General features: G+C 70.1%; 23 protein-coding genes and 1 pseudogene. 10 read left to right on the forward strand and 14 right to left on the reverse strand.

What is annotated here, in order from left to right:
• The gene (locus tag OH768_RS04140; protein ID WP_406465132.1) at window positions 1-1,221 is read left to right on the forward strand and encodes a GNAT family N-acetyltransferase; all 1,221 of its coding nucleotides are present in this window, start codon (window positions 1-3) and stop codon (window positions 1,219-1,221) included.
• A gap of 7 nt (window positions 1,222-1,228) precedes the next feature.
• On the opposite strand, the gene OH768_RS04145 is transcribed toward OH768_RS04140, so the two are convergent.
• The 5 genes from OH768_RS04145 to OH768_RS04165 all read right to left on the reverse strand — a co-directional run bounded on the left by OH768_RS04145 (window position 1,229) and on the right by OH768_RS04165 (window position 5,529).
• Entirely contained in the window at window positions 1,229-2,371 is a 1,143-nt protein-coding gene (locus OH768_RS04145; RefSeq protein ID WP_406450115.1) for an LLM class flavin-dependent oxidoreductase, read from the reverse strand.
• Between the two features lie 35 nt (window positions 2,372-2,406).
• Window positions 2,407-3,615, reverse strand: coding sequence for an SfnB family sulfur acquisition oxidoreductase (locus OH768_RS04150; protein WP_406450117.1), 1,209 nt, complete (start codon window positions 3,613-3,615; stop codon window positions 2,407-2,409).
• Window positions 3,616-3,620: 5 nt separating this feature from the next.
• Complete coding sequence (gene ssuE, locus OH768_RS04155) at window positions 3,621-4,175, reverse strand: NADPH-dependent FMN reductase (RefSeq protein WP_406450119.1); 555 nt, start codon at window positions 4,173-4,175, stop codon at window positions 3,621-3,623.
• 30 nt (window positions 4,176-4,205) lie between these two features.
• On the reverse strand, window positions 4,206-5,327 hold the full coding sequence (sfnG, locus tag OH768_RS04160) for a dimethylsulfone monooxygenase SfnG (RefSeq protein WP_406450121.1): 1,122 nt from the start codon (window positions 5,325-5,327) through the stop codon (window positions 4,206-4,208).
• A gap of 118 nt (window positions 5,328-5,445) precedes the next feature.
• Window positions 5,446-5,529 (reverse strand): putative leader peptide, encoded by an 84-nt coding sequence (locus tag OH768_RS04165; RefSeq protein WP_350966533.1) that lies wholly within the window; start codon window positions 5,527-5,529, stop codon window positions 5,446-5,448.
• A 137-nt stretch (window positions 5,530-5,666) separates the two neighbouring features.
• Between OH768_RS04165 and OH768_RS04170 the strand changes: the two genes are divergently transcribed.
• Complete coding sequence (locus tag OH768_RS04170; RefSeq protein ID WP_406450123.1) at window positions 5,667-6,578, forward strand: LysR family transcriptional regulator; 912 nt, start codon at window positions 5,667-5,669, stop codon at window positions 6,576-6,578.
• 24 nt (window positions 6,579-6,602) lie between these two features.
• On the opposite strand, the gene OH768_RS04175 is transcribed toward OH768_RS04170, so the two are convergent.
• Window positions 6,603-6,791, reverse strand: a complete 189-nt coding sequence (locus OH768_RS04175; protein ID WP_406450125.1) for a hypothetical protein — start codon at window positions 6,789-6,791, stop codon at window positions 6,603-6,605.
• Window positions 6,792-6,960: 169 nt separating this feature from the next.
• On the opposite strand from OH768_RS04175, the pseudogene OH768_RS04180 reads away from it, so the two are divergent.
• A pseudogene (locus OH768_RS04180) lies at window positions 6,961-8,297 on the forward strand (cryptochrome/photolyase family protein); the annotation flags it as partial.
• Window positions 8,298-8,622: 325 nt separating this feature from the next.
• On the forward strand, window positions 8,623-9,063 hold the full coding sequence (locus OH768_RS04185) for an SPW repeat protein (RefSeq protein WP_406450127.1): 441 nt from the start codon (window positions 8,623-8,625) through the stop codon (window positions 9,061-9,063).
• A gap of 45 nt (window positions 9,064-9,108) precedes the next feature.
• Here OH768_RS04185 and OH768_RS04190 read toward each other — a convergent pair whose 3' ends face one another.
• The 3 genes from OH768_RS04190 to OH768_RS04200 all read right to left on the reverse strand — a co-directional run bounded on the left by OH768_RS04190 (window position 9,109) and on the right by OH768_RS04200 (window position 12,460).
• Window positions 9,109-9,879 (reverse strand): ArsR/SmtB family transcription factor, encoded by a 771-nt coding sequence (locus tag OH768_RS04190; protein WP_399119040.1) that lies wholly within the window; start codon window positions 9,877-9,879, stop codon window positions 9,109-9,111.
• A 93-nt stretch (window positions 9,880-9,972) separates the two neighbouring features.
• Window positions 9,973-10,734 carry a phosphotransferase gene (locus tag OH768_RS04195; RefSeq protein ID WP_406450130.1) on the reverse strand — a complete coding sequence of 254 codons (762 nt, stop codon included), beginning with the start codon at window positions 10,732-10,734 and terminating at the stop codon, window positions 9,973-9,975.
• Window positions 10,735-11,011: 277 nt separating this feature from the next.
• Entirely contained in the window at window positions 11,012-12,460 is a 1,449-nt protein-coding gene (locus tag OH768_RS04200) for an APC family permease (protein WP_406450132.1), read from the reverse strand.
• Between the two features lie 141 nt (window positions 12,461-12,601).
• Here OH768_RS04200 and OH768_RS04205 point away from each other — a divergent pair, with 141 nt between their 5' ends.
• Complete coding sequence (locus tag OH768_RS04205; protein WP_406465135.1) at window positions 12,602-13,786, forward strand: ROK family protein; 1,185 nt, start codon at window positions 12,602-12,604, stop codon at window positions 13,784-13,786.
• A gap of 101 nt (window positions 13,787-13,887) precedes the next feature.
• Window positions 13,888-16,608, forward strand: coding sequence for a glycosyl hydrolase 2 galactose-binding domain-containing protein (locus tag OH768_RS04210; protein WP_406450134.1), 2,721 nt, complete (start codon window positions 13,888-13,890; stop codon window positions 16,606-16,608).
• 51 nt (window positions 16,609-16,659) lie between these two features.
• On the opposite strand, the gene OH768_RS04215 is transcribed toward OH768_RS04210, so the two are convergent.
• Entirely contained in the window at window positions 16,660-18,087 is a 1,428-nt protein-coding gene (locus OH768_RS04215) for a hydrolase (protein WP_406450136.1), read from the reverse strand.
• Window positions 18,088-18,316: 229 nt separating this feature from the next.
• Between OH768_RS04215 and OH768_RS04220 the strand changes: the two genes are divergently transcribed.
• Both OH768_RS04220 and OH768_RS04225 read left to right on the forward strand, forming a co-directional pair.
• Window positions 18,317-18,580, forward strand: coding sequence for a GlsB/YeaQ/YmgE family stress response membrane protein (locus OH768_RS04220; protein ID WP_019069104.1), 264 nt, complete (start codon window positions 18,317-18,319; stop codon window positions 18,578-18,580).
• A gap of 101 nt (window positions 18,581-18,681) precedes the next feature.
• Entirely contained in the window at window positions 18,682-19,563 is an 882-nt protein-coding gene (locus OH768_RS04225; RefSeq protein WP_406450138.1) for a GNAT family N-acetyltransferase, read from the forward strand.
• Window positions 19,564-19,599: 36 nt separating this feature from the next.
• On the opposite strand, the gene OH768_RS04230 is transcribed toward OH768_RS04225, so the two are convergent.
• The 3 genes from OH768_RS04230 to OH768_RS04240 form a co-directional block, all read right to left on the reverse strand.
• Window positions 19,600-20,520, reverse strand: coding sequence for an NAD-dependent epimerase/dehydratase family protein (locus tag OH768_RS04230; protein WP_406450140.1), 921 nt, complete (start codon window positions 20,518-20,520; stop codon window positions 19,600-19,602).
• Window positions 20,521-20,577: 57 nt separating this feature from the next.
• The gene (locus OH768_RS04235; protein ID WP_406450142.1) at window positions 20,578-21,354 is read right to left on the reverse strand and encodes a GNAT family N-acetyltransferase; all 777 of its coding nucleotides are present in this window, start codon (window positions 21,352-21,354) and stop codon (window positions 20,578-20,580) included.
• Window positions 21,355-21,436: 82 nt separating this feature from the next.
• Window positions 21,437-22,336 carry an SDR family oxidoreductase gene (locus OH768_RS04240; RefSeq protein ID WP_406450144.1) on the reverse strand — a complete coding sequence of 300 codons (900 nt, stop codon included), beginning with the start codon at window positions 22,334-22,336 and terminating at the stop codon, window positions 21,437-21,439.
• Window positions 22,337-22,513: 177 nt separating this feature from the next.
• On the opposite strand from OH768_RS04240, the gene OH768_RS04245 reads away from it, so the two are divergent.
• Window positions 22,514-23,443 carry a LysR family transcriptional regulator gene (locus OH768_RS04245; RefSeq protein ID WP_406450146.1) on the forward strand — a complete coding sequence of 310 codons (930 nt, stop codon included), beginning with the start codon at window positions 22,514-22,516 and terminating at the stop codon, window positions 23,441-23,443.
• A 25-nt stretch (window positions 23,444-23,468) separates the two neighbouring features.
• Window positions 23,469-23,987: a GNAT family N-acetyltransferase gene (locus OH768_RS04250; protein ID WP_406450148.1), complete on the forward strand. Its 519-nt coding sequence runs from the start codon at window positions 23,469-23,471 to the stop codon at window positions 23,985-23,987.
• Window positions 23,988-24,066: 79 nt separating this feature from the next.
• On the opposite strand, the gene OH768_RS04255 is transcribed toward OH768_RS04250, so the two are convergent.
• On the reverse strand, window positions 24,067-24,717 hold the full coding sequence (locus OH768_RS04255; protein WP_406450150.1) for a chaplin: 651 nt from the start codon (window positions 24,715-24,717) through the stop codon (window positions 24,067-24,069).
• Between the last annotated feature and the right edge of the window lie 297 nt (window positions 24,718-25,014).

A 25,014-nucleotide genomic window follows, 5' to 3' on the forward strand; every position in this document is an offset into this window, starting at 1 on the left:
GTGGAGATCCGTCCCACGACCGACGAGGACCTCGACGTTTTCGTCGACACGCTCCATGCCGCGTTCGGGCACTTCCCGGAAACCCCGACCGAAGGCGGCGGTCTCTGGTGGTCGGCGCTCGAAATGGACCGCTGTCTGCTCGCCACGACGGCGGACGGACGGCCCGTCGGCACCGCCGGCGCATACTCCTTCGAGCTCACGCTGCCCGGCGAGAACGCCGTCCCGGTCAGCGGGGTGACCGCCGTCGGCGTCCTGCCCTCGCACCGACGCCAGGGTGTACTCACCGCGATGATGCGCCACCAGCTCACCGAGCTGCGCACCCGAGGCGAGTCCCTCTCCGTGCTGCTGGCCTCCGAGGCGCTGATCTACCGCAGGTTCGGCTACGGACCGGCGACCTACACCCAGCGCCTGACGGTGCCGCGCCACCGGGCCGCCCTCACCCTTCCCCGGGCGCAGGGCACTGCCGGTGCCTCGGCGTCCGGCTCGGTCGAGTTGCTGCGTCGTGCCGAGTGCGGCGAGATCCTGGAGGAGGTCTACGACCGCTACCGCCGCGCACAGCCCGGCGCGCTGTCCCGGCCGCACCGCTGGTGGGCCCTGCGCGCGGGGCAGCCCCCGATCTCGCCGACGCCCCGCTATGTCGCCGTCCACCGGGACGCCGACGGGGTCCCGGACGGCTACGCCAGCTATGCGCTCGGCGATTCCCGAACCCTGACCGTGGACGAGACCATCACCGCCGATGACGCCGTCTTCACGGCTCTGGCCCGGTTCGTGCTCGGCCACGACCTGGTCGGTCAGGTCGTGTTCAAGCAGTTCCCGCCCGGCCACCCGCTGCGCTGGCAGCTCGCGGACTTCCGCGCCGGAGAGGTGAGCGGCGACACCGACTGGCTCTGGGTGCGGCTGCTGGACGTCCCGCGTGCGCTGACCGAGCGCGGCTGGTCGATGGACGGGGAGCTCGTCCTCGACGTCGACGACCCGTTCCTCGACGAGCACGGCCGCTATCTGCTGACCGTCCGGGACGGCAAGGCCGACTGCGTCCTCACGGGCCGGGAGCCCGACCTGTCCATGGACATCACAGATCTGGGCTCGGTCTACCTCGGCGGCACCGCCCCGAGCACTCTCGTGCGGGCCGGACACATCCGGGCCCACCGCCCGGACGCGCCCGCCCGCGCCGACGCTCTCTTCCGGGCCGATCGCTCCCCGCACTGCCTGCACTGGTTCTGACCGCGGCTCAGCCTGCGAACGGCACCTGTGCCTCAGCGGGCTGCTGCCCGCCGGCCGGGTGCCGCCAGATTCCCTCCGCGGCCAGCCTCGGCAGCACCCCTTCCCCGAACCAGTACGCCTCCTCCAGATGCGGATACCCGGACAGCACGAACTCCTCGATCCCCAGCGCCGCGTACTCCTTGATCCGCTCGGCGACCTCCTCGTGGCTGCCGACCAACGCCGTCCCGGCCCCACCCCGGACCAGTCCGATCCCGGCCCACAGGTTGGGGTGGATCTCCAGCCCGTCCCGGCTGCCCCCGTGCAGGGCCAGCATCCGCTGCTGTCCCTCGGACTCGCTCCGGGCAAGCCCGGCCTGTACGGACTTCACGGTCTCGGAGTCGAACCCTTCGAGCAGCCGGTTCGCCTCGGCCCAGGCCTCGGCGGACGTGTCACGTGTAATGACGTGCAGCCGGATGCCGAACCGCAGCGTCCGCCCCTCCTTCGCCGCCAGCCCTCTGATCCACGCGATCTTCTCGGCGACCTGGGCGGGCGGCTCGCCCCAAGTGAGGTACACGTCCACATACTTGGCCGCGATATCGCCCGCGACCGGCGACGATCCACCGAAGTACACCTCGGGCACCGGCTCCGGCAGCCGCGCCAGCTTCGCGTCCTCGACCCGCAGGTGCTCACCGGCCAGATCGACGGTCTTGCCGTCCCACAACTGCCGGACGATTTCCAGGAATTCGCCGGTACGGCGATAACGGTCGTCCTTGTCGAGGAAGTCCCCGTAGGCCCGCTGCTCGTGGCTCTCGCCGCCGGTGACGACGTTGAGCAACAGCCGTCCGCCGGTCTGCCGTTGGAACGTGGACGCCATCTGTGCGGCGAGCGTCGGGGAGACGAAGCCGGGCCGGAAGGCGACCAGGAACTTCAGGCGTTCGGTGTGCTGGCTGACCATCGCGGTGGTCAGCCACGCGTCCTCGCACCAGGCGCCGGTGGGCGTGAGGGCGCCCACGAATCCCAGGTCCTCCGCCGCGCGGGCGATCTGGCTCAAGTAGGCCACGGTCGGCGGCCTGTCCCGTCCGGAGGCGGTGGCGGGGGTGCCGTGACCGCCGCCGACGACATGGCGGCTGTCCCCGTTGGTGGGGAGGAACCAGTGGAAGGTGAGGGACACGTGGGGTCTCCGATCCGGACTGTCCTGAAGGTGGGTTAGAGGAGGCCGTGGCGGGGCGGCCTGGTGCCGTTGAGCACGTATCTGCCGATGTGCTGGATCTTCCAGCGCGCCGGGTCGTGCAGCGTGTGGGTGCGGGCGTCCCGCCAATGCCGGTGCAGGTTCAGCGAGTTGAGGGCCGACCGGGTTCCGGAGACCTCGAACAGGGCGCCCGCCACCTCCACGGCCGTCTGCGCCGCGTGCACCTTGGCCGCCGCCACCGCGATGGAGGCCTCCGCCGCCGAGTCGTCGGTCAGGTTGGCGCTCGCCTCGTCCACGGCCCGGGCCGCCTGGATCAGCAGAGCCTCGGACGCCCTTGTCTGGATGGCGAGTTCACCGAACCGCTGGATCAGCAACGGGTCCTCGGCGGCGGTCTCCAGCCCGCTCTCGAACCACGGGCGGCTCTTCGTCCGTACGAACTCGGCCGCTTCCGCCAGCGCTCCGCCGGCGATTCCGGCGTCGATGGCCGCGTGCAGCAACTGGGCGACGGCGCCGTGGAGTTGGGGGCCGTCGAAGGTGAGGTGGTGGGGCAGGACCCGGTCCGCCGGGACCGAGACCGCCTCAAGCCGGACCGTGCCGCTGGCCGTCGTGCGCTGTCCCATCCCGTCCCAGTCGTCGACGACTGTGACGCCCTCGGCGTCGCTCGGGACGTAGGCGACATGCAGGTTGTCGTCCTCGGTACGGGCGAGGACGGGGATCCAGTCGGCGAAGAGGGCGCCGGTGGAGTAGTGCTTGACGCCGGTCAGCTCGTACGAGCCGTCGGGCCGAAGTGTCAGCCGGGTGCGGATGTCCTGGACGTGTTTGGTACCGGCCTCCGACTGGGCGTTGCCGAAGCGGCGGCCGGCGAGTAGTTCGGTGTAGAAGAACTTCCGCTGGTCCGGGGTGCCCTGACGGCGGATCACATTGACGTAGGCGAAGTGGCTCTGCGGGATCTGGGCGAGGCTGCCGTCGGCGGAGCCGAGCAGCCGGAAGATCTCGGCGAGGGTCTGAGAGCTCACGTCCGCGCCGCCGTACTCCGCGGGCACGGTGACGGCGAGGAGCCCGGAGTCGGAGAGCCGGTCCAACTCGGCGCGCGGAAGCCTGCGTTCGCTGTCGCGGGCGGAGGCCCCGGCGCGGAACTCGTCGGCGAGCGCGGCGGCGAGGACGAGGGCCTCGGCGTCGTCGGCGATCACGTGAGCGGTCGCGCGGGCGGGCTCTTGGGCGGTCATGGTGGTCAGCTCGCCGCCGCCAGGAGCGGGGTGCGGCCGAGGGCCGCCGAGAACTGGTCCACCACCTGGGTGAGGGCCTCGGTGGTCGCCGGAGCGATGGTGAGGGAGCCGTCCTCGTGGGCGGTGATGTCCTTGTCGAGGGTGAACCAGCCCTGGACTATGTGCGCGGCCCCCATGGAGTTCAGCACCGGACGGAGCGCGTAGTCGATGGCCAGCACATGTGCGGTGGACCCACCGGTGGCGAGCGGCAGCACGGTCTTGCCGGTGAGGGCGTACTGCGGAAGCAGGTCGAGCAGCGCCTTGAGGACTCCGGAGTAGGAGGCCTTGTAGACGGGGGTGCCGACGACCACTCCGTCGGCGAGGGCGAACAGTTCGGTCGCCTCGACGATCGCCGGGTGGCGGAAGTCCGCGCCGAGCAGGGCCTCGGCGGGGATGGTGCGCACGTCGAGAGGGATCACCTCGTGCCCCTGGGCGATCAGCCGCTTGTCCAGGTGGCGCAGGAGCCGGTTGGTGCGGGAGGAGGCGGAGGGGCTGCCGGAGACGGACAGGACGGTGGCCATGGGTCCTCTTTCTGGTCTGGTGCGGGGCGATCAGGCGTGCACGGAGACGGACTCGGCCTCGGTGTCGGGGAGTTGCGCCTCCAGTTCGCGCACGAGGGGCAGTACCCGCTTGCCGAAGTACTCGACCTCCTCGTGGTAGTGCAGGAAGCCCAGCAGGAGAAGGTCGACGCCCAGCTTCCGGTAGGCGACGATCCGTTCGGCGATCTGCTCCGGCGTGCCGATGAGCCCCGTACGGAAGCCGTCGTTGTACTGCACCAGGTCCTCGAACGTGGAGTCCTGCCACATGCCCTGGCCGTCGGCGGAGGACTGCCCGGCCTGCTTCACCGCGGCCCCGAAGCCCTCGACGGCCTCGCGGTCGGCCTTGGCGACGATCTCGCGGAGCGTGTCGCGGGCCTCGGCCTCGGTGTCGCGGGCGATGAGGAAGCCGTTGAGGCCGAACTTCGGTGCGGTGCGGCCGACTTGGGCCGCCGAATGGCGTACGTCGGCGATCTGCTCGGAGACGCCGTCGAAGTCCTTGCCGTTGGAGAAGTACCAGTCGGAGACCCGGCCTGCCATCGCGCGGGCGGCGGTGGAGTTGCCGCCCTGGAAGATCTCGGGGTGCGGTCGCTCAAGGGTGTTGAGAGGCTTGGGCTTGAGGGAGAAGTCGCGCAACCGGTAGAAGTCCCCGGCGAGTTCGGTGTGGTCCTCGGTCCAGATCTGGCGCAGGGCCTGGATGAATTCCTCGGAGCGGCGGTAGCGTTCGTCGTGCTCCAGCCAGGGTTCGCCGAGGGCGGTGAACTCGCCCTTGAACCAGCCGGAGACGACGTTGACCGCGAAGCGGCCGTTGGACAGGTGGTCGGCGGTGGCGCCGAGTTTGGCGAGGACGCCCGGGTGCCACAGGCCGGGGTGGACGGCGGCGATGACCTTCAGGCGCTGGGTGGCGAGGAGGAGGGCGAGGCTGAAACTGGTCGACTCGTGCTGGAACTCGGCGCCGTAGCTGGCCATGTAGCGAACCTGGCTGAGCGCGTACTCGAAGCCGTTGTTCTCGGCGAGGACGGCGAGTTCGCGGTTGTACTCGTAGCCCCAGTCGGTGCGTTGCTCGATCTTGCTGGTGACGAGTCCCCCGCTGACATTGGGGACCCAGTAGGCGAATTTCACGGGCTCTGCGGGCATGGCGAACTCCTGTTGCGGAATTTGTTTCCGGGCACACCGAATCCGGCCGGAACGATATCCGGCGAATGTCGGGCGGAGGCGGAAAGAGGGCGGCGGATCGGGAGGGAGAAGAGGGGGATCAGGCCGCGGTGCAACAGGAGGCACTGGAGACGCGCGCGAGGTCGACGTGGCGTCGCCGCGTGAGGTCCAGTCGCATCTTCATGCCGTCGATCGTGGCAGCCGTCCGCGAGGACCGTCAAGGAAAACCCGACCGGTCTCGTATCGCGGACCATTGAATTTCACGAAGGTGTGACAGGGAAACCCTTGAACGGCCCGCCGAATCGGCCGCATTCTGCGGGCATGCGGACCGAACAGCTGGAATACATCGCGGCCGTGACGCGGCTCGGCTCGCTGCGCCGGGCCGCCGAGGAACTGCGCCTGTCGCAGCCCGCGTTGAGCGAGACAGTGCGGAATCTCGAACGCGAACTCGGGGTCGACCTCCTGGAGCGCAAAAGGACCGGTGCCACGATGAGCGCGGCGGGCCGGGAGCTGCTGCCGAAGATCGTCGACGTGCTGGACGCGGTGGACCGGCTGCGGGCGGCGGCGGGCGAGCGGCACCGGATCAGTCGCATGGTGCGGGTGGGCACGGTGAACGCGGCGACCGTGCCGCTGCTGCTGCCCGTCGTCCGGGAGTTCCGCGCCTCGCATCCGCTCACCCAGGTCGAGGTGGTCGGCGCGCAGCAGACGGACATCCATCGGGCGCTGGCGGAGGGCGGTTTCGATCTCGGGCTGGTCAACCATCTCGACGGTGACGACATGCCGGCCGACTTCGAGTCCACCGAGCTGTTGTCCGGGCTGCCGGTGGTGTGTGTACGTCCCGACAGCCCGCTGGCGGCCCGGCCGACCGTCACTGTGGACGACCTACTCACCGAACCGCTGATCGGTATGCGCTCCGGCTATGTGATGCACCGCTATGTCCACCGGCTGCTCCATGGGCGGGGGCCGGCTTTCGCCTACTCGACCGATGGCGCCGAGATGGGCAAGCTCATGGTCGCGGAGGGGCTGGGGGCGACGGTCCTGCCCGACTTCAGCGTGATCGGGGACCCGCTGGAGCGGCTCGGTGCGATCACCTACCGGCCGATCGCCGGCGACACCGCCCGGGTGCTGCTGGTGCTGCGCCGCCGACGCGCGGAGTCCGTGCCGCAGGCGGCCGGGGATCTGTACGAGGCGTTCGTGCGCCGGGCACGCGAGCTGGGCGGAACACGGCCCTGACGCTGGTGCGCCTTATGGTCATGGTCAGTCGTCGTCGCCCACCGGGACCACCACGAGGAACGCGTCGGACTTCAGGTCCATGACGACTCTGGCGGGCTGACCCTCGGCGCGGCGCCGGGCCGCGAACTCCTCGGCGGGCCATGATCCGCGCGGGGCTCCCGCCGGAAACCGTTCCAACACCTTCGCGCCCATGTCCGCAGACACCTCCAGCATCCGACTTCGGCTCCCCACGGGGACCGTCATAACCATGCGCCTGCCCCCGATCGGCGTGGACATGCACGTCAGCGCGGCACGGACGGGTCGGGTGACAGCCGCATCCGTCGGGTCGGTCCGGCCGGAAGCACCTCACGGCAGCCTTTTCCCGTCTCCCGGAGTGCGCACCATGAACGTCTCGGTCGTCCTGTTCACCTCGGACCTGCGTCTGCACGACCACCCCGCGCTGCGGGCCGCCGACGAGGCCCGCCAGGTAGTGCCCCTGTTCGTGCGCGACCGGGGTGTGGCGGACGCCGGGTTCGCCGCGCCCAACCGGCTCGCGTTCCTCGCCGACTGTCTGCGCGATCTCGACTCGGGACTGCGCGAGCGGGGCGGCCGGCTGGTGGTCCGCTCCGGGGACGTCGTCGGCGAGGTGTGCAAGGTGGCCGCCGAGACCGACGCGGACGAGGTGCACATGGCGGCCGACGTAAGCGGCTACGCGCAGCGGCGCGAGCAGCGGCTGCGGCGGGCGCTGGAGGCGGAGGGGCGGCGGCTGCACGTCCACGACACCGTGACCGCGGCCGTCGCCCCCGGCGCGGTGACCCCCGCCTCCTCGGACCACTTCGCGGTCTTCACGCCGTACTTCCGCCGGTGGCCCGGGGTCCCACTGCGCGCCCCGCTCGCCGCGCCGCACGCCGTGCGGGTCCCGGAGGGTGTCGGTTCCGAGGAACTTCCGTCCCGTGCCGGTGTCGCGGGCCTTTCGCCGGGTCTGGCGACCGGCGGGGAGTCGGAAGGCCGCAGGGAGTTGAGCCGATGGCTGCGCAGCGGAATCTCCGCGTACGAGGACATCCACGACGACCTGGCCGCGGACGCCACCTCCCGCCTCTCCCCGCATCTGCACTTCGGCACCCTCTCCCCCTGGAACTCGTCCACCGGGCACGGCGGTTGGACGGACCGGGCACCGAGGCGTTCGTACGGCAGCTCGCCCGGCGGGACTTCCACCGCCAGGTCCTGGCGGCCGGGACGGCGGCCGCGAGCGCCGACTACCGTACGAAACACGGCCGTTGGCGGTCCGAGACCACGGCCCGTGCGGACATCGCGGCCTGGAAGGACGGCCGTACCGGCTGTCCGCTGATCGACGCGGCGATGCGCCAACTGCGCCACGAGGGCTGGATGCACAACCGGGGACGGCTGCTGACGGCGAGCTTCCTCGCCAAGACGCTCTACGTCGACTGGCGGACCGGCGCCCGGCACTTCCTCGATCTGCTGGTCGACGGCGATGTGGCGAACAACCACCTCAACTGGCAGTGGGTGGCGGGCACCGGCACCGACTCGCGCCCCAACCGCGTGCTCAATCCGGTCGCCCAGGCCAAGCGGCACGACCCGGACGGCGTGTATGTCCGCCGCTGGGTGCCCGAACTCGCCGAGCTGGACGGGCCGTTGGTGCACGAGCCGTGGAAACTCAACGGACTTGAGCGGGTCGCGCTCGGCGACTGTCCGGATCCGATCGTCGAACAAGGCGCAGGGTCGCCGACGCGCTGTCCGCCAGGACCCGCCGCCTGTACCTCGTGGCCGCCGCCGGGGCCGGTCTACCCCTCGCCGATCCCGCCGCCGACCGGCCCGACGCCGTTCTCGACCGCGTCCTCGTCCTGCGTGAACTGGCCCGGCTGGCCGCGTCTCAGCAGCGGGTGCTGCGGCTGTCGTACTACGAGGACCTCGCCCAGACCCAGATCGCGCGGCGCAGGCTGACCACTACACATAAAGGATGAATAAGAGCAGAATGGAGTGAAGCGGCTCTTACCGCACACCGCACCAGACGCGGTCAGGCCAGCCAAGTCAAAGGAGACGAGTCATGGCCAACGTCTCGCACACCAGAGGTGACATAGCGAGCCACCCTGATGTCTCCGAAATGCAGGCGCGTTACGCCCGCATGCTCGGTGGACGCGATGTGGCGCTCGTGGACGGACCGGTGTTCCTGCTCGGTCTGTACTGCGCCGTATCCCCGTGGATACTCCACTACACGACGAGCCAGCCGGCGCTCGTGCCGCACAACCTGATCATCGGCATCGCGATCGGCCTGCTGGCCCTCGGGTTCACCAGGGCACCGGAGCGCATGTACGGCCTCAGCTGGGCGATGAGCGCCCTGGGTGTCTGGATGATCGTCTCGCCGTGGATCGTCGGCAGCAGCCCCGACAAGGGCGTCATCCTGAACAACGTCATCATCGGCGGGCTGGCCGTACTCCTGGGCATCGTATGTGCCGCTACAGCGGCGAGGAGCACACCCAAGCCGTAGCGAGCCCGGAAGACCTTGGAGCCCCGAAAGGAAGCCACGCCCCCTTCAGTGGTCGCCCGGCACCAGCCACGGCGACTGCGGGAGGGGGCTGCCGGTTTCGAGGACCGACTTCAGGTTGGACAGCACCGCCGGCCAGCCGCCGGACACGTCGGACAGCTCGCCCTCGTCGGCGAGGTCCTCGTGGGTGACGGTGAGCCGCACGATGTCCTCGTGCCGCCGGATGTCGTAGGTGACGCGGGAGTACGTGTCCTCCTCGCCCTCGTTCTCCGGTGAGGTCCACGTGGTGACCAGGCGGTTCGGGCGGTCGCTCTCGACCACGGTCCCGACGACGTCGGCGATGCCGGAACCGTCGATGCGCACGTGCTCCCAACGGGAACCCTGCCGCCAGTCGGACACATTGCTGTGGCCCCAGTACGCGGCCGTCAGATCGGCGTCGGTGAGCGCGTCCCAGACCTTCTCGGGAGTGCTCGCGATGTAGGTGACGTAGACGAATGTCGGTTTGTCGGTCATGGCTTCCTCGGCTCGTCGCTTCAGGTCTCCGAGTGCGCGCAGGCGCGGGCGCTCGAACTTGTCGATCCAGCGCTGCTGTATCTCGTGCAGCGGGACCGGATTGAGGTAGTGCAGCTTCTCCCGCCCGCGCCGCACCGTGCTGACCAGGTTGGCGGCCTCCAGGACGGCCAGATGCTGGGTCACCGACTGGCGGGTCATGTCGATACGCCCGCACAGCTCGCCGAGCGTCTGCCCGTTGTGCTCGTGCAGCCGGTCCAGCAGCCGCCTGCGGGTCTCGTCGGCCAGTGCCTTGAAGACCGCGTCCATCCCTGGGTTATGTTCGGATCGCACACTCAACGTTATGCAGGCAATTACCTGCATGTCAAGGTGGGCGTTTCGACGGCCCGGGACGGGTTCGTCTCAGGCCAGGAAAGCGCCCAGCTGACGGCGGTGCGCGGCCACCCAGTCGTGCGCGGCCCGGATCTCGTCCACGACACCGTTCGCCAGCAGCCCGGCCATACCGCGTTCGCCGCGCTCGGCACCGGCTTCGATGCCCCGCCGGCAGCGGTCCTGCCACCACAGGACGGTGTCGATGAGCCGACCTGGGTCGTCGAGGCCATAGGTCTCGCAGATCAGCGCGATCCGACGGGCGATCTCGCGCACGTCGGTGACGGCCGGGCCGAGGTCCAGGTACTGCCAGCAGACGTGGGCGACATCGTGGACGCGCTCGCCGGGGGCGGCGAGATCCCAGTCGACGAAGGCCACCGGGCGCCACGCGGTGTCGTAGACGGTGTTCTTGGGGGCCAGGTCGTTGTGGCACACGACGTCGTGGTCACCCGCCGCCGGTGTGCCGTGCGTCAGGTCGTGGAAGGCGCGGACGAGGCGTGCGACGCGTACCAGGCTGTCGTCGCTGCGGGCGGCGGAGCATTCCTCGGGGGCGACGGCCGCCCGGCCCTCGATGTACTGGAACACCTCCCGTCCGCGCTCGTCCGTACCGAGGAAGCGCGGCGCCCCTGCCCACCCCCGCCGCTCGAACAGCGCGAGCAACTCGGTGACGTACCGCGACCGTTGGGAGGGAGTACGGCGTACGGTCGCCTCGACCCGTACGACCTCGTTGACCGCGCCTCCACCGAGCACCGACTCCTCCACGTGGCCCGCCTCCCCGAATGCGTTCGACCGCACGAGTATCCATGGATCACGCGGAAGCGCTGCTCATCGAGAGACGCGCCGGCGCCGGACGGCGATCCGCACCGGGTGGCGATCGGCGAGGCCAACTCGACTGCCGTGTGGGGGAATTACGCTGCGCCGGGATATAGCGGGCTCGGGCCGACAGCACTGGCAGGGAGCGGCTGTTGGACGAGCGGGCGCCCGTGGACACCGTGTGGGTGGTGACCGACGGGCGCTCCCTCGTGGACATCGCGGGTGAGGTGCCGGCCGCGACAGGATGGGTCAACAGCCGTTAGGTACGGGCGGGTTCCGGCACCGTCTCCGTGAGGTACTCCTCCGTGATCTCCTTCGGGCCGAACGGCCACACCTTCTCGAAGCGGGCCCACACGACGAACGCGACGCAGCCGAGAGCGAGCCAGGCGAGGGACCACTCGATGGGGTGGCGGCCCGGGGAGTTCTTGTCGGCGTAGCCGTAGATCACGCACCAGCCGACGAAGGCGACGATGCTGGGCACCGGGTAGAGCCACATGCGGTAGGGGCGGCGGAGGGTCGGCTGCCGTTTGCGCAGAACCGTCAGGGCGATGATCTGGGCCAGCGCCTGGACGATGACCATGACCGTGGTGAGGAGCTGGATCAGGGTCGCGAGGTCGGTGTGGCGGCCGATGAGGAAGCCGATCGCCGTGATCACGCCCATGGTGGCCAGGCCGAGCATCGGGAAGCGGTGCTTGGGGTGGAGCTTGGCGTAGGGGCGGAAGAAGACGCGTTCGCGGGCCGCGTCGTAGGGCACCCGGGAGCCGCCGAGGAGGCCGGTGAAGACCGAGGCGAAGGCCGTGATCACGATCAGGACGGTGACCGTGTCGGCGGCGCCCTTGCCCCACGTCTTCTCCATGACCGCCGAGGCCACCGACGTGGAGGCGATGTCGTTCACGTTCGTCATCCGGTGCCAGTCGATGACGCCCAGCGTGCCGATCTGGAGCAGCAGGTAGATCACCATGATACCGACGATGGAGAACAGGATGGAGCGCGGCAGGGTGCGGCCGGGGTCCTTGATCTCGGCGCCCATGTAGGCGGTGGTGTTGTAGCCGAGGTAGTCGTAGATGCCGATGGTGAGGCCGCCGGCGAAGCCGAGCCAGAAGTGGTCGCTGCCCAGGTCGAAGGCGTGCGCGGGGTAGGTGAAGGCGAGGTGGCCGCTGAAGTGGGTTGCCGCGGCCAGGATCACCAGGAACACCGAGGCGATCATCACCGTCCACATCACGGCGGTGATGCGGGCGATGTTCTCGATGCCGCGCCAGAGGAGGAGAACCACTAGGGCGACCACGCCGAGACCGATGAGGTCGCCCGAGGTCTTGCCCAAGTCCGGTGCCAGATAGCCGAGATACTGCACCAAGCCGACCACGCCGGTCGACATGATCAGCGGGATGAAGAGCATCGCCGTCCATACGAACAGGAACGGCATCAGCCGGCCCGTGCGGTACTGGAAGGCCTGGCGCAGATAGACGTAGCTGCCGCCGGAGCCGGGCATCGCGGCGCCCATCTCGGCCCACACGAGCCCGTCGGCGAGCGCGAGGATCGCGCCCGCGACGAAGCCGATGACCGCCTGCGGGCCGCCGAACGCGGCGACCATGAGCGGGATGGTCACGAACGGCCCGATGCCGCACATCTGGCTCATGTTGATGGCGGTGGCCTGGAAGAGGCCGACGCGACGGACGAAGCCGCCTTCTGGGGGCGGACTACCGGACATGGGGGCTCCTGAGGGGGTGCGTGACTCGGGGGAGGCGGGGTGCGGCGTGCGGGCCGGTATCCGGTGGCTGACTGGGCGATAAAGTTAAGGAGCCTTACTAGACTCGTCAAGAGGGTGTCCCCGATGAGTGAGAATGGTGCGATGCCCGCCAGCGACGTCATAGAGCAGCAGGAACAGCCCTGGAGCCGGCAGCGGCTGCGGAGCGCCAACGAGCGGCTGCTGCTCGACCGGCTGCGCACCTCCGGTGCCGCCTCGCGCGCCCAACTCGCCCGCGAGACAGGCCTGTCGAAGCCGACGGTCTCCAGCGCGCTGGCGGCCCTGGCGGAGGCGGGACTGGTCCACGAGGTCGGCACCCGGACACCCGAGCGCGGCCGGACCGCCGTGCTCTACGCCCCCGATCCGGCCGCCGGCTACGCGCTCGGGATCGACGTCGGGCGCAGCTGGCTGCGGGTCGCGGTGGCCAATCTGGACGGCGAGGTGGTGGCCCGGGCGGACGTCCGCAACCGGGCCCGCAGCTCGGGCGCCATGGCCGAGCTGGTGGTCGCCACCGCACACCAGGTCGTCGCGAACTCCGAGGTCGCACCGGCCGCGGTGGTGCACGCCGTGGTCGGCACGCCGGGTGTGTACGACGAGCAGCGGCGGCGGGTCCGGTATGCGATGCATCTGCCGGGGTGGGGACGGGCCGGGCTGTTCGACCGGATGCGGGAGGACCTGGGCGTCCCGCTGGAGGTGCACAACGACGCCAATCTCGCGGCGCTGGGCGAGTACACCTACGGCGTCGGCGCGGGCAGCCGGCTGTTCGCCTACATCATGATCGGCACCGGTCTCGGCATGGGCGTGGTCAGCGAGGGGCGGCTGTTCACCGGGGCGCACGGCGGGGCCGGGGAGATCGGGTTCCTGCCCTGGCCCGGGCGGCAGAAGCCGGAGACGCTGGAGGACGCCGTGTCCGGGGTGGCCGTCGTCCAGGCCGCCCGCATGTTCGGCATGAGCGGGCAGCAGCTCACCGCGAAGGCCGTGTTCGACGCGGCCCGGCAGGGAAATCCCGCCGCGGTGAAGGCGGTTGAGCTGGAGGGCGAGCGGATCGCGCACACGGTGGCCGCCGCCGCGGCCGTGCTCGATCCGGACCTGGTCGTCCTGGGCGGCGGCGTCGGGCACAGTGTGGACCTGCTGCTCCGTCCGGTGCGGGAGAACCTGCGCGCGCTCACCCCGCTGCGGCCGAAGATCGTGCCCAGCGCGCTGGGCGAGGACGCGGTGCTGCTGGGCGCGGTGGCCACCGCGCTGGGCACGGCCCGGGACCTCGTCTTCGAGCGCCACTCGGCGTCCTGAACAACTCACCCACGGGCAACAGTGATTGACACGCCCCATCGTCCGGCCTACCTTCTGTCGCAGTTAGTAAAGTTTCCTAACTTGACGAGGCTGGAGTCCCCGTGTTCCACCGCCCCGCCGTCCACCCCCTCCTCAGGAGCCGTCTCGCCACGGCCGCGATCGCCCTCGGCCTGCTGGGCACCCTCACCACCAGCGCCTGGGCGGGAGCCCGGGAGCCGTCCCCGCGGCAGCGCGCGCAGGCCCCGGTGACCGCCGTACGCCCGACGGCCGGGACCGCCACCCCGCTGTCCGGCTACGCGATCCAGTCGTCCGCCAAGGTCACCGACTCCCCGGCGACCGTCTCGTCCCCCGGCTATCGGGCGACCGGCTGGTACCCGGCCGGCGCGCGCTCGACGGTCCTCGCGGCCCTGATCGCCGACGGCGTGTACGCCGACCCCTTCTACTCGACCAACCAGCAGAAGATCCCGAAGGCCGACTTCCAGGTGCCGTGGTGGTACCGCAGCGATTTCACGGTCACGGACCGCACCAGGCGCACCTACCTCGACTTCAGCGGGGTGATCTCGGCGGCCGACGTCTACGTCAACGGCAAGCAGATCGCCAAGGCCGCCGACGTCACCGGCGCCTATACACAACACGAGCTGGACGTCACCTCGCTCGTCCGCTCCGGCACGAACACGGTCGCCTTCCGCATCCGGCCGAACGACCCGGACAAGAACCTCACCATGGGCTGGATCGACTGGCTCCAGCCGCCGCCCGACCAGAACATGGGCATCGTCCGTGACGTCCTCGTCCGCCGCGGCGGCCCGGTCGCCCTGCGCGACGCACACGTGGTGACCAAACTGGCCCTCCCGTCGCTCGCCACCGCCGACCTGACGGTCAAGGCGCAGGCGCGAAACGACTCGAACACACCCGTCACCACGCAGGTCAGCGGCAGCATCGGCAGCCGGACCTTCGCCACGACCGTCTCCCTCGCCGCACACCAGACGAAGACCGTCACCTTCGCCGTCCACCTGAACTCCCCGAAGGTGTGGTGGCCGGCCGGCATGGGCGACCGGCCGCTCTACGGCCTCGACCTCACCGTCTCCGTGAACGGCACCCCCTCCGACACCGCGCACCAGACCTTCGGCATCCGCGACGTCGAGGCCCCGCTGAACTCGGACGGCGACCGCCAGTACCGGATCAACGGCCGCAAGCTGCTGATCAAGGGCGGCGGTTGGTCACCCGACGAATTCCTGCGCTGGGACCGGACCTATGTCGAGGACCGCCTGAAGTACGCCCTCGACCTGGGCCTGAACACCATTCGCCTGGAAGGGCACATCGAGCCGGACGAGTTCTTCGACCTGGCCGACCGCTACGGCATCCTGACCCTCCCCGGCTGGGAGTGCTGCGACAAGTGGGAAGGCCAGGTCAACGGCGACGAGACCGGCGTCAAGTGGACCGCCGCCGACTATCCGGTCGCCAAGGCGTCGATGGCCGCCGAGGCCGCCCGGCTGCGCGACCACCCCAGCGTGATCTCCTTCCTCATCGGCAGTGACTTCGCCCCCGACGCGAGGATCGAGAAGACCTACCTCGACGCGCTGAAGGCGGCCGACTGGAAGACCCCGGTGGTCGCCGCCGCCTCCGACAACTCCTCGCCGATCAGCGGCAGTTCGGGCATGAAGATGACCGGCCCGTACGACTGGATCCCGCCCAACTACTGGTACGCCAAACGCGAGGGCGGCGCCACCGGCTTCAACTCCGAGACCAGCGCGGGCCCCGACATCCCCACCCTCGACACCCTGCGCCGCATGATGACCCCGGCCGAACTGGCCACTCTCTGGAAGGACCCGGGCGCCAAGCAGTACCACCGCTCCCCCTCCCCGGTCTTCAACACCCTCAAGCTCTACGACAACGCCCTCACCGGCCGCTACGGACCGCCGACGAGCCTCACCGACTACGTGCGCAAGGCCCAGCTCGCCCAGTACGAGAACGTGCGTGCCCAGTTCGAGGCGTACGAGCGCAACGCCACCGACGCCTCGAAGCCGGCGACCGGAGTCGTCTACTGGATGTTCAACAGCGGATGGACGTCCCTGCACTGGCAGTTGATGGACCGTTACCTCGACCAGGGCGGCGCCTACTTCGGCGCGAAGAAGGCGAACGAACCGCTGCACATCCAGTACTCCTACGACGACCGCTCGGTCGTCGTGGTGAACAACCGGAACGCGTCCGCCTCGCAACTCACGGCGCGGGCAACGCTGTTCAACACCGACGGCACGCAGAGTTACGACAAACAGGTGGCCGGGGTGACGGTCTCCGGCGGCGGTGCGCACGGCACCGCGCTGACCCTGCCTTCGTCGCCGGCCGGGCTGTCGACGACGTACCTGGTGCGGCTGACGCTCACCGACGCGTCGGGCAAGGAGGTGAGCCGGAACGTGTACTGGCTCTCCGGCAAGCCCGACACGCTCGACTGGGCGCACACCGACTGGTACTACACGCCGACGACGAGCTACGCAGATCTCAAGGGGCTCAACTCGATGGCACAGGTGCCGGTTTCGGCGACCGCGTCGACCTCGGCGGGCACGGACGGCACCTCGACCACGACGGTCACGGTGCGCAACTCCGGGAAGGGGAAGACTCCTTCACTCCTCACCGATGTCCATCTCGTGGACTCGGCGGGCAGGCCGGTCCTGCCGGTGACGTGGTCCGACAACGAAGTGAGCCTGTGGCCCGGGGAGTCGAAGACGCTGACGGTGACCTACCGGACGTCCGAACTGCACGGGTCGGCGCCCCGGGTACGGGTCTCCGGCTGGAACACACCGGAGCGGACGGTCCCGGCGGCGTGAACACCTGAGAACCCGTGGGGCCCGGCCGCCGCCGGGCCCCACCGGTCGTCGTCAGCTCACATTGAGCGCGGTGTCGTCGATGACGAAGGACGTCTGGAGGGTGGACCCTTCGACGCCGCTGAATTTGATCGTGGCGGTGGTGCCGGCCAGGGAGGAGACGTCGAAGGACTTCAGGACGTATCCGGAGGCCGCGTTCAGGTTCGAGTACGTGGCCAGGGTGGTGGATCCGGCGGTGACCGTCAGCTTGTCGTAGGCGGTGCTGGTGGTGGTCTCCGCCGTGTCGATGTGCAGATAGAAGCTGAGGGTGGCGGAGCAGCCGGACGGGATGGTCACCGACTGGGACAGCGTGTCGGTGTGGGCCGATCCGTAGCCGTCGAGCCAGGCCTTGTAGGAGCCGGTGCGGGCGGCCTCGCTGCTGGAGTTGGTGATGACGCCACTGCTGGCCGTCCAGGTGGTGTTGCCGGACTCGAAGCCCGGGTTGCCGAGCAGCTGGGCGGCGGTGCAGGTGCCACCGCCCCCTCCGCCACCGCCGCCGGTGCTGCCGTCGCCGGCCAGCCACGCGGTGGCGTTGAGGGCGAGGGCGGCGTTGGTGGCGCCGGTGTCGTTCCAGCCGTCGTAGAGCGTGTTTCCGGACTGGCCGGTGCCGTCGTCGATCGGTGAGCTGTCGCCCCAGAAGGCGACGCGACCGCTGCCGAAGGTGCTGGTCGCGAAGAACGCGCCGGTGTTGCCGGAGTAACCGCTGCGGTACACAAGGCCCTTGACGTTCGCGTTGTCGGCGGGCTTGAGAGTGGCCGTGGTGCCGTCGGCGATCAGGCTCTTGGTGACCGTGCCGAAGGCGCCGTTCAGGACCGCGTTGCTGCTGTCGCTGATCGCGGCCGGGTAGCCGGAGCTGATGTCGAGGGTGTCGATGGAGAAGCCGAACGGGTCGGTCGAGTCGACGCTGTTGTTCGTCATCAGGTCGTTGAGGATCTCGACCGCGTCCTCGCCGTCGCTGTTGCGGTCGGCGCCGGTGTGGTCGGAGATCATGAAGAGGCCGCCGCCGTTCTGGACGAACGTCATGATCGCGGTCTTCTCGGCCGTCGTGAACAGCGTGTTGGGCTCGGGCAGGACCAGCGTGTCGAAGTTCGACAGGTCGGTCGTCGAGGAACCGCCGTAGGTGAGCGCGCTCGTGGCGGTCTTCAGGCTGTAACTGCCGGTCTTCTGCAGGGCGACACCCCACGAGGAGAGCGCCCCGGTCCAGTCGGTCTCGGCGGACGGGGAGGAGTCCTGGGCCAGCGGGTCGGGCTTGCTGGTGGAGATGATCCAGTCCGCGTTGCCCGCCTCCTCGGCGTGGCCGTCGTCGAACAGGACGCGGTGTGTGGTGGCCGCGTGCGCGGGCGTGGCCGTGGTGGTGACCTGGAGGGCCGCCCCCGTGACGAAAAGTCCCAGGCCGGCGAGGGCGGTGGTGAGTCTGCGGCGGGATCTTCTGGATCCAAGCATCCGGCGAACCTCCGTGAGGGGATGGGAAAGGTGCGGTGCGGGCGCCTGATCTGCGCGCGTAGAACGGTAGTTGGGGAGTTCTACACGCGTTGAACGATTGAAAGGTACATGGCATGAAGGGGTGGTGAACAGAAAGTCGCGGCAATAACAGTGGGCAGAACTCGGCGGAGTGGCTCAGCCCGCAGCGGGCACAAGGTGAGAGCGAGGACATCGACAAAGAGGGGCGGAGATGGAGATCTCGGGCATCATCAGTGCCATCATCATCGGCATCATCATTGGCGTGCTGGGGCGGCTCGTCGTTCCGGGGCGTCAGCACATCGGCGTCGTGCTGACGATCGTGGTCGGCATCGTGGCCGCGCTGCTCGGCGCGGCGATCGCCTCGGGCCTGGGGGTCGCCGACACGAAGGGCATCGACTGGATCGAGTGGCTCATCCAGATCGGCCTGGCGGCCGTCGGCATCGCCGCGCTGGACCGGACGAGGGTGCGCCGCTGAGCGGGCGACGGGAATTGCGTTGCGGGTGAGACCCGGCGGCGGCAAGCTACTGCGAGCCCGCCGCCCGGTCCCGCGTTTCGCGTATCCCTCCCGGAGAACCCTTGTCACCACGCGTCATCCCGCTCGTCGATCCGGAGTCCGGCCCGTCGAGCCGTCGTCTCGTCTGGCTCGCCCAGGACGGCGACGGCGTACCCGTCGGGTCGGCTTCGCTGCGCCTGTTCCTCAAGAAGGGGCAGGCGCATCTCGGTGAACTGGAGATCTCGGTCCACGCCGGCGAACGCCGACAGGGCGTCGGCACCCGGCTGTTGGAGGCCGCGACGGCCGCCGCCCGCGCGGAGGGCCGACGCTCGATCGTCACCCAGGCCCAACAGGGTTCACCCGCCGACGAGTTCCTGCCGGCCCGTGGCTTCCGTCCGGTACTGACCCTGACGTACGCCCGCCTGTCGCTGGCCGACGCGGATCTCACGGTGATCGGCGAACATGCCCAACGCCCGCGCCCCGGCTATGAGTTGACGGAATGGAACGGCACGGTTCCGACCGGACTCGCCCGCTCGTACGCCGAGTCGCGCAGTGCGATGGACGACATGCCGATGCAGGACACCGACTACGGCACCGTCACATGGGATGTGGAACGACTGGTCGCGGCAGCCGAGACGGTCGCGCGACGCGGGGAGCTACTGCACACCGTCGCCGCATTGGACACGGCCGACGGACGCGTCGTCGGTTTCTCCGAACTGGTCGTGCCGGGCGACGGGCGCGGCGACGCGCAGCACTACGGTACGGCCGTACTGCCCGCCCATCGTGGCCGCGGTCTCGCCCGCTGGATGAAGGCCGCCTCGATCCAGCGGGCGCGCCAACTCCACCCGCTGCTGGCCGGGTTGCTCACGGACACGGCGGACGGCAACGCGCCCATGCGGGCGGTGAACGACGCGCTCGGCTATGTGCCGACACATCGGGCGGTGGAGTACCAGCTCGACCTGTAGGCGTTTCCGTAGTGCTCTGGACGCCCTCCGTGCCGCTCAACGCGCGGCGCGCAGCGCGGCGAGGCCGTCGGGGCTGGACGGGTACGCGGGCGTCCAGCCCAGTTCACGTTCGGCCTTCGCGCTGGACACGCGCTGGCTGCTCGTCATCATCGTGTGCGCGTAACCCATCGGACGGACCGTCCACAGCGGCAGCGCGATCGGCTTCGGTAGCCCGAACTCCCGGGCCACGCACAGCACATGGGCACGGAAGCCCAGGGGTGTGCGGTCGGTGATGTTGTACGCCTGCCCTGCGCGCCCGCGTTCGACGGCGGCGGCCACCGCGCGGGCCGCGTCGGTGAGCTCGACCCAGGGCAGGACCCGGCCGTGGTCGTCGGGGGCGGGCAGTTGCCGCTTGCGCAGCATGGGGAGGATGGCGTCGGTGCCGCCGGGGCCGTAGAAGAGGCCGAAGCGCAGGGCGATGCCCTCCAAGCCCGGTGCTGTGAAGGTGAGTTCTTCCTTGGTACGCATAGCCTTGATGTGCTTCTCCAGCTCCGTCGTGGTGCCGCGCGGGCCGAAGGGGTCGTCCTCCGTGAGCGGGCGGGGGCCGAAGTCCCCGTAGCCGTAGCCGAAGACCATCGATTCGGCGATGAACCGGCAGGCCCCGGTGGCCCGGGCGGCCTCGATGAGGTGGGCCGTGCCTTCGATGCGGAGGGCGTTGGTGGCGTGCATGTCGCGGTGGCGCAGGGGTGCCTTGCGCAGGGCGGTCACGGCGTGGACGACCGTGTCGAAGTGGTGGCCGTCGACGGCGCGCAGCAGTCCGTCACGGTCGATGAGGTCGGCGCGGATGCCGTTGCCGGGTCCCCGCCCGAGGCCGGTGACCTTGTGGCCGGCGTCGGTGAGGACCTTGGTGATGTGGCCGCCGAGCACGCCGCTCGCACCGGCGAGGAGGATGCTCTGATTGCTCGGGTTCGTCGTCATACCGGTGCGACGGACCGGGTCGGCGCGTTTGTGACATCACGCCGCTGAGCTGCGGTTCTACGGCTCGTACAGGTACGGCGTGGTGGTCGTGAGCGGGGCGAGGCCGAGGCGTTCGAGGATGGGGCGGCTCTGGTCGGAGGCGTCGACCTGGATGTAGTGGTAGCCGCAGTCGGCCGCGATGCGGGTGCGGTGGGCGACCAGGGCTCGGTAGATGCCGCGGCCCCGCCAGCTCTCCACCGTGCCGCCGCCCCACAGGCCGGCGAACTGGGTGCCGGGCACGAGCTCCATCCGTGCCGCGCTCACCGGTTCGTCCCCGGCGAGGGCGACGACAGCGACGACCGTGTCCGGGTCTGCGGTGAGCTGGGCGAGCAGGCCGGCCCGCAGCCGGGAGCTGTCCGAGCCGAAGGCCTTCTCGTGGACGTCCGCCACGAGGTCGACGCCCGCGCGGTCGGTGGCGGGCAACAGGCGGATGCCGTCCGGCAGTTCGGCGTCGAGGGCGAGTGCGGCGATCTCGCCGATCATCAGGGTCTCCTGCGGTTCGGGGGTGAACCCGGCCGCCGTCAGCCGCTGTCCGAGATCCGTCGGCAGATCGTGGCCGTAGAGCTTCCACTCGAAGTCGCGGCCGAGTCCGGTGAAGTACGCGATCTGTTCGGCGATCGCCGCGTCGGCGTCGGTCTCGTCCAGGTCCGCCCACAGGATGCCGTTCCAGCCGTCCGCGTCGGCGACCTGCCGCACCACTCCCCCGGTCCGCTCCACACGGGCACCAGGCCCGTTGGGTCGGGCGCGTTCGCGCAGGTCGCGGTCGTGGAGGGCGAGCACCTTGGCATGATCCATGCCCCCACTCCAGCAGCCGAGGGCGGAACCGGCAACGGGATTATGTGCCCGGGGCGTGGCGCCGCTGCCGGGAGCCCTTCTCCTAGTCCACGTCGAAGTAGTGGCCCGCTTCGAGGTCGGCCGGCAAGCCCACTTCCACCGGCTGCCACCCCGTCTGCTTCTGCGTCAGGGTGCTCGACGCAGGGCAGTCCAGCGAGGCGACGAGGCCCAGGAATCCGAAGTGCCCGACGGCTTCCTCGGGCGTCACGCTGCCCGTCGGTACGTCGAGACGGGCGGCGATGACCTCCGCGATCTCCCGGAGCGGCAGCCCCTCGTCGCCGACCGCGTGGTACTGCGCGCCCGCGGGGGCCGACTCCAGGGCCCATCGGTACAGCCGGGCCGCGTCGAGGCGATGCACGGCGGGCCACCGGTTGGTGCCGTCGCCGACGTACGCCGACAGGCCCTTCTGGCGGGCGACGGCGATCAGCCCCGCGACGAATCCCTTGTCGCCCGTGCCGTGCACGGACCGGGGCAGCCGGACGACCGAGGACCGTACCCCGTTCTCCGCGAGCGCGACCGCCGCGATCTCGGACGGCTGCCGTATCGCCGAGAAGGACTCCGGGTCGACCCGGTCCTCCTCCGTCGCCACCCGCCCCCGGTCGAGCCCGGGGGTGCCCGAGGTCACCACGAAGGGCTTGTCGGTGCCCGCGAGCGCCTCGCCGATCGCCTCGATCGCGCGCAGGTCTGTGGCGCAGTTGGCGGCGAAGTCGGTGAAGTCGTGGATGAACGCCAGATGGCAGACCCCGTCCGCCGCCTCGGCGCCGCGGCGCAGGCTGTCGAGGTCGTCGAGCGATCCCCGGTGCACGGCGACGCCCGCGGCCGTCAGCGCCTCGGCGGACGCGTCGGAGCGGGCCAGACCGGTGACCGTGTGCCCTGCGTCGAGCAGTTCACGGACCACGGCGGAGCCGATGAATCCGGTCGCGCCGGTGACGAATACACGCATGCTGCGTTCCTTCGGTGGGTGGGTGTCGAACTGGGTTGTGCTGTGCTTCCATCGTGGTCAGGGCATCGGTTCTGGGTCCAAAGCCTGTTTCGCATGAGGCAATGCGGATCAGGCATCACTGCTGATCAGTGACCCTTTCGGCGAGATGTTCAGTGTGCCGCGCAGTACGCTTGGTGCATGACGGACCTGCCTCCCGCGCCCGATCTCGAACTGCGTCTCGTGCGGTACTTCATCGCCGTCGCCGAGCAGCGTCACTTCGGTCGCGCCGCCGAGGCCCTGCACATCACCCAGCCGTCCCTGAGCCGTCAAGTCCGGCGGCTGGAGGAGCAGTTGGGCGCCCGGCTGCTGGACCGCACCCCGCAGGGCACTCGGCTGACGGAGGCCGGGGAGGTCTTTCTGCCGCGCGCCAAGGGGCTGTTGCGTGCCACCGCCCAGGCCGCCGCCGAGACCCGCGCCGCCGCGGAACCCAGCCGACTCACCGTCGGGTACATGGCCAACCTGTTCGTGACCCCGGCGGTGCGCGAGGTACGGCGCAGGCATCCGGACGCCGATGTGCACGTCGTACATCTGGCCTACGACGATGTACGCGTGGCGCTGTTCGAGCGGCGGGTGGACGCGGTGGTGGCCCGACTGCCGTTCTCCACCGACGAGTTGGAGGTCACGGTCCTCTACGACGAGCCACGCGTCCTGCTCGTCCCGCTCGACCACCGGCTGGCCGGCAAGGAGTCCGTGACCGTGGACGACATCGCCGACGAGCCCGTTCCGCAGCTCCCCGGCGCGGACCCGGCGTGGGCCGCCTTCTGGCGTATCGATCCCCGGCCCGACGGCCGGCCGGCGCCCGGTGGTCCGGTGATCCGGGCCCTGGAGGACAAGTTCGAGTTCGTCGCCGACGGACGGGCCGTGGCCATCGCGGCCGGCATCCGCCCCGGGCAGACGATCCGCCCCGACATCACCGCGATCCCCCTGCACGGCGTCGAGCCGAGCCATGTCGCCCTCGCGACCCGGGCCGGCGAGCACAACCGACTGCTCTCCGCGTTCCGGAAGGCGGCCCACGCACTCCTCAGGGCTCCGGCCGGTTCCGGGGAACACCCCGACGACGCCCACTAGTTGAGACCCTCTACGCTTGCCCCGCATGACCTCGGACAACATCGCACTCCGACCGGTGGACGAAGCCGGCCTGGCCGTCATGGAGCGCTTCCTCAGCGACCCGGAGGCCGCGTCCGAGTTCCAGTGGTACGGCTGGAGCGACGTCCGGCGCTGGCGGCGGCAGTGGTCGGAGGACCGTCTGCTCGGCGGTGACCGGTCGTATCTGATGGTGGTCCGGGCTGAGGAGCCTGTGGGGTTCGTCGCCTGGCGGAAGGTCACCACGACGCCGACCTGCCACTACTGGAACATGGGCATCACCCTGCTGCCCGAGGCGCGCGGACAGGGCGTCGGGACCGAGGCGCAACGGCAGTTGGTGCGCTATCTGTTCGCGCACACCCTGGTGATGCGGGTCGAGGCCGACACGGAGTCGGAGAACATCGCCGAACAACGCGCCCTGGAGAAGGCCGGGTTCACCCGGGAGGGCGTCCTGCGCAGCGTCGCGTACCGGGACGGGCAGTGGCGGGACGGGGTGCGGTACAGCATCCTGCGCGGCGAACGCCCCTGACGCATCAGGGCGGTTCGAACGGCGGAGGCCCCACCGGTCGCCTGCCCGGTGGGGCCTTCCGTCCCGCGCGGTGCTCGGGTCAGCGGCCGGCCCTGGGGCGGAAGCGCCGGTACAGGGCGGCGCCGCCCAGGATGAGGGCCGCGCCCGCGGCGGCGGCCGGGATCGTGTCGTCCGTGCCCGTGTGGGCGAGTGAGGCCGCGGCGGCCGGCGGGGCGAGCTGCCCCCGCACATCCGAAGCGGGTGCCGGGTGCGGCTTCGGTGGCGCCGGAGTCGGCGCCGGCGGCTCGGGCGTCGGCCACGCCGGGTGGTGGGGGTGGTCACCGGAGGCGTTCACGGACTGGTTGCCCACGACGGGATTGGCGACGCCCACGACATTCACGGAATTGCCGGTGACATTCACCGGGAGATGAACCGGGAGCTGTACTCCGTTTCCGGTCAGCACACCGGGTGCATCCTCTCCGCCGCCGTGTGCCGAGGCTCCTCCGCGTGGTCCGGCGGGGCTCTTCGCTCCGCCGCCTTCATTGGCGCAACTGTTGCCCGCGGCGGGATTGAGCAGCCCCACCACGTTCACGGTGTTCCCGCACACGTTCACCGGTACATGCACCGGGAGCTGGATCGTGTTGCCGGAGACCACCCCCGGCGAACCGGCCGCCGAGCCGTCCGCGGCGGAGTCGGCGAACGCCGGCAGCGCGGCGGCCATCGCACCGGACGCGGCGGCGACGGCGATCATCCCGTTTCGGGTAACCCGTTTCATAGGTTCCCTGCCTTCCAGACTTGGTCGCGGGCAGTCGCCCGCACCGAATAAAACGTGGGCGCACCATCCGAGTTATGGCTTATCGGCCTTTCACTCCATCGAGCGTCACGGTTATCGAACTACTCGTAACAACACCCCTCCAACACCCCGGGTCAATCGGAAAACCATTAGTCGGAAAACCTCTTATACCTATTGAAGGGGCGCAGAATACGGCACCGAGCACCCTTTCGCCCGCCGGGAGGCGAGCCCCGTGAGGCCCGCTTATCGTGATCG

The sequence above is a fragment of the Streptomyces sp. NBC_01622 genome (genome assembly GCF_045209635.1).
GTDB lineage: Bacteria > Actinomycetota > Actinomycetes > Streptomycetales > Streptomycetaceae > Streptomyces.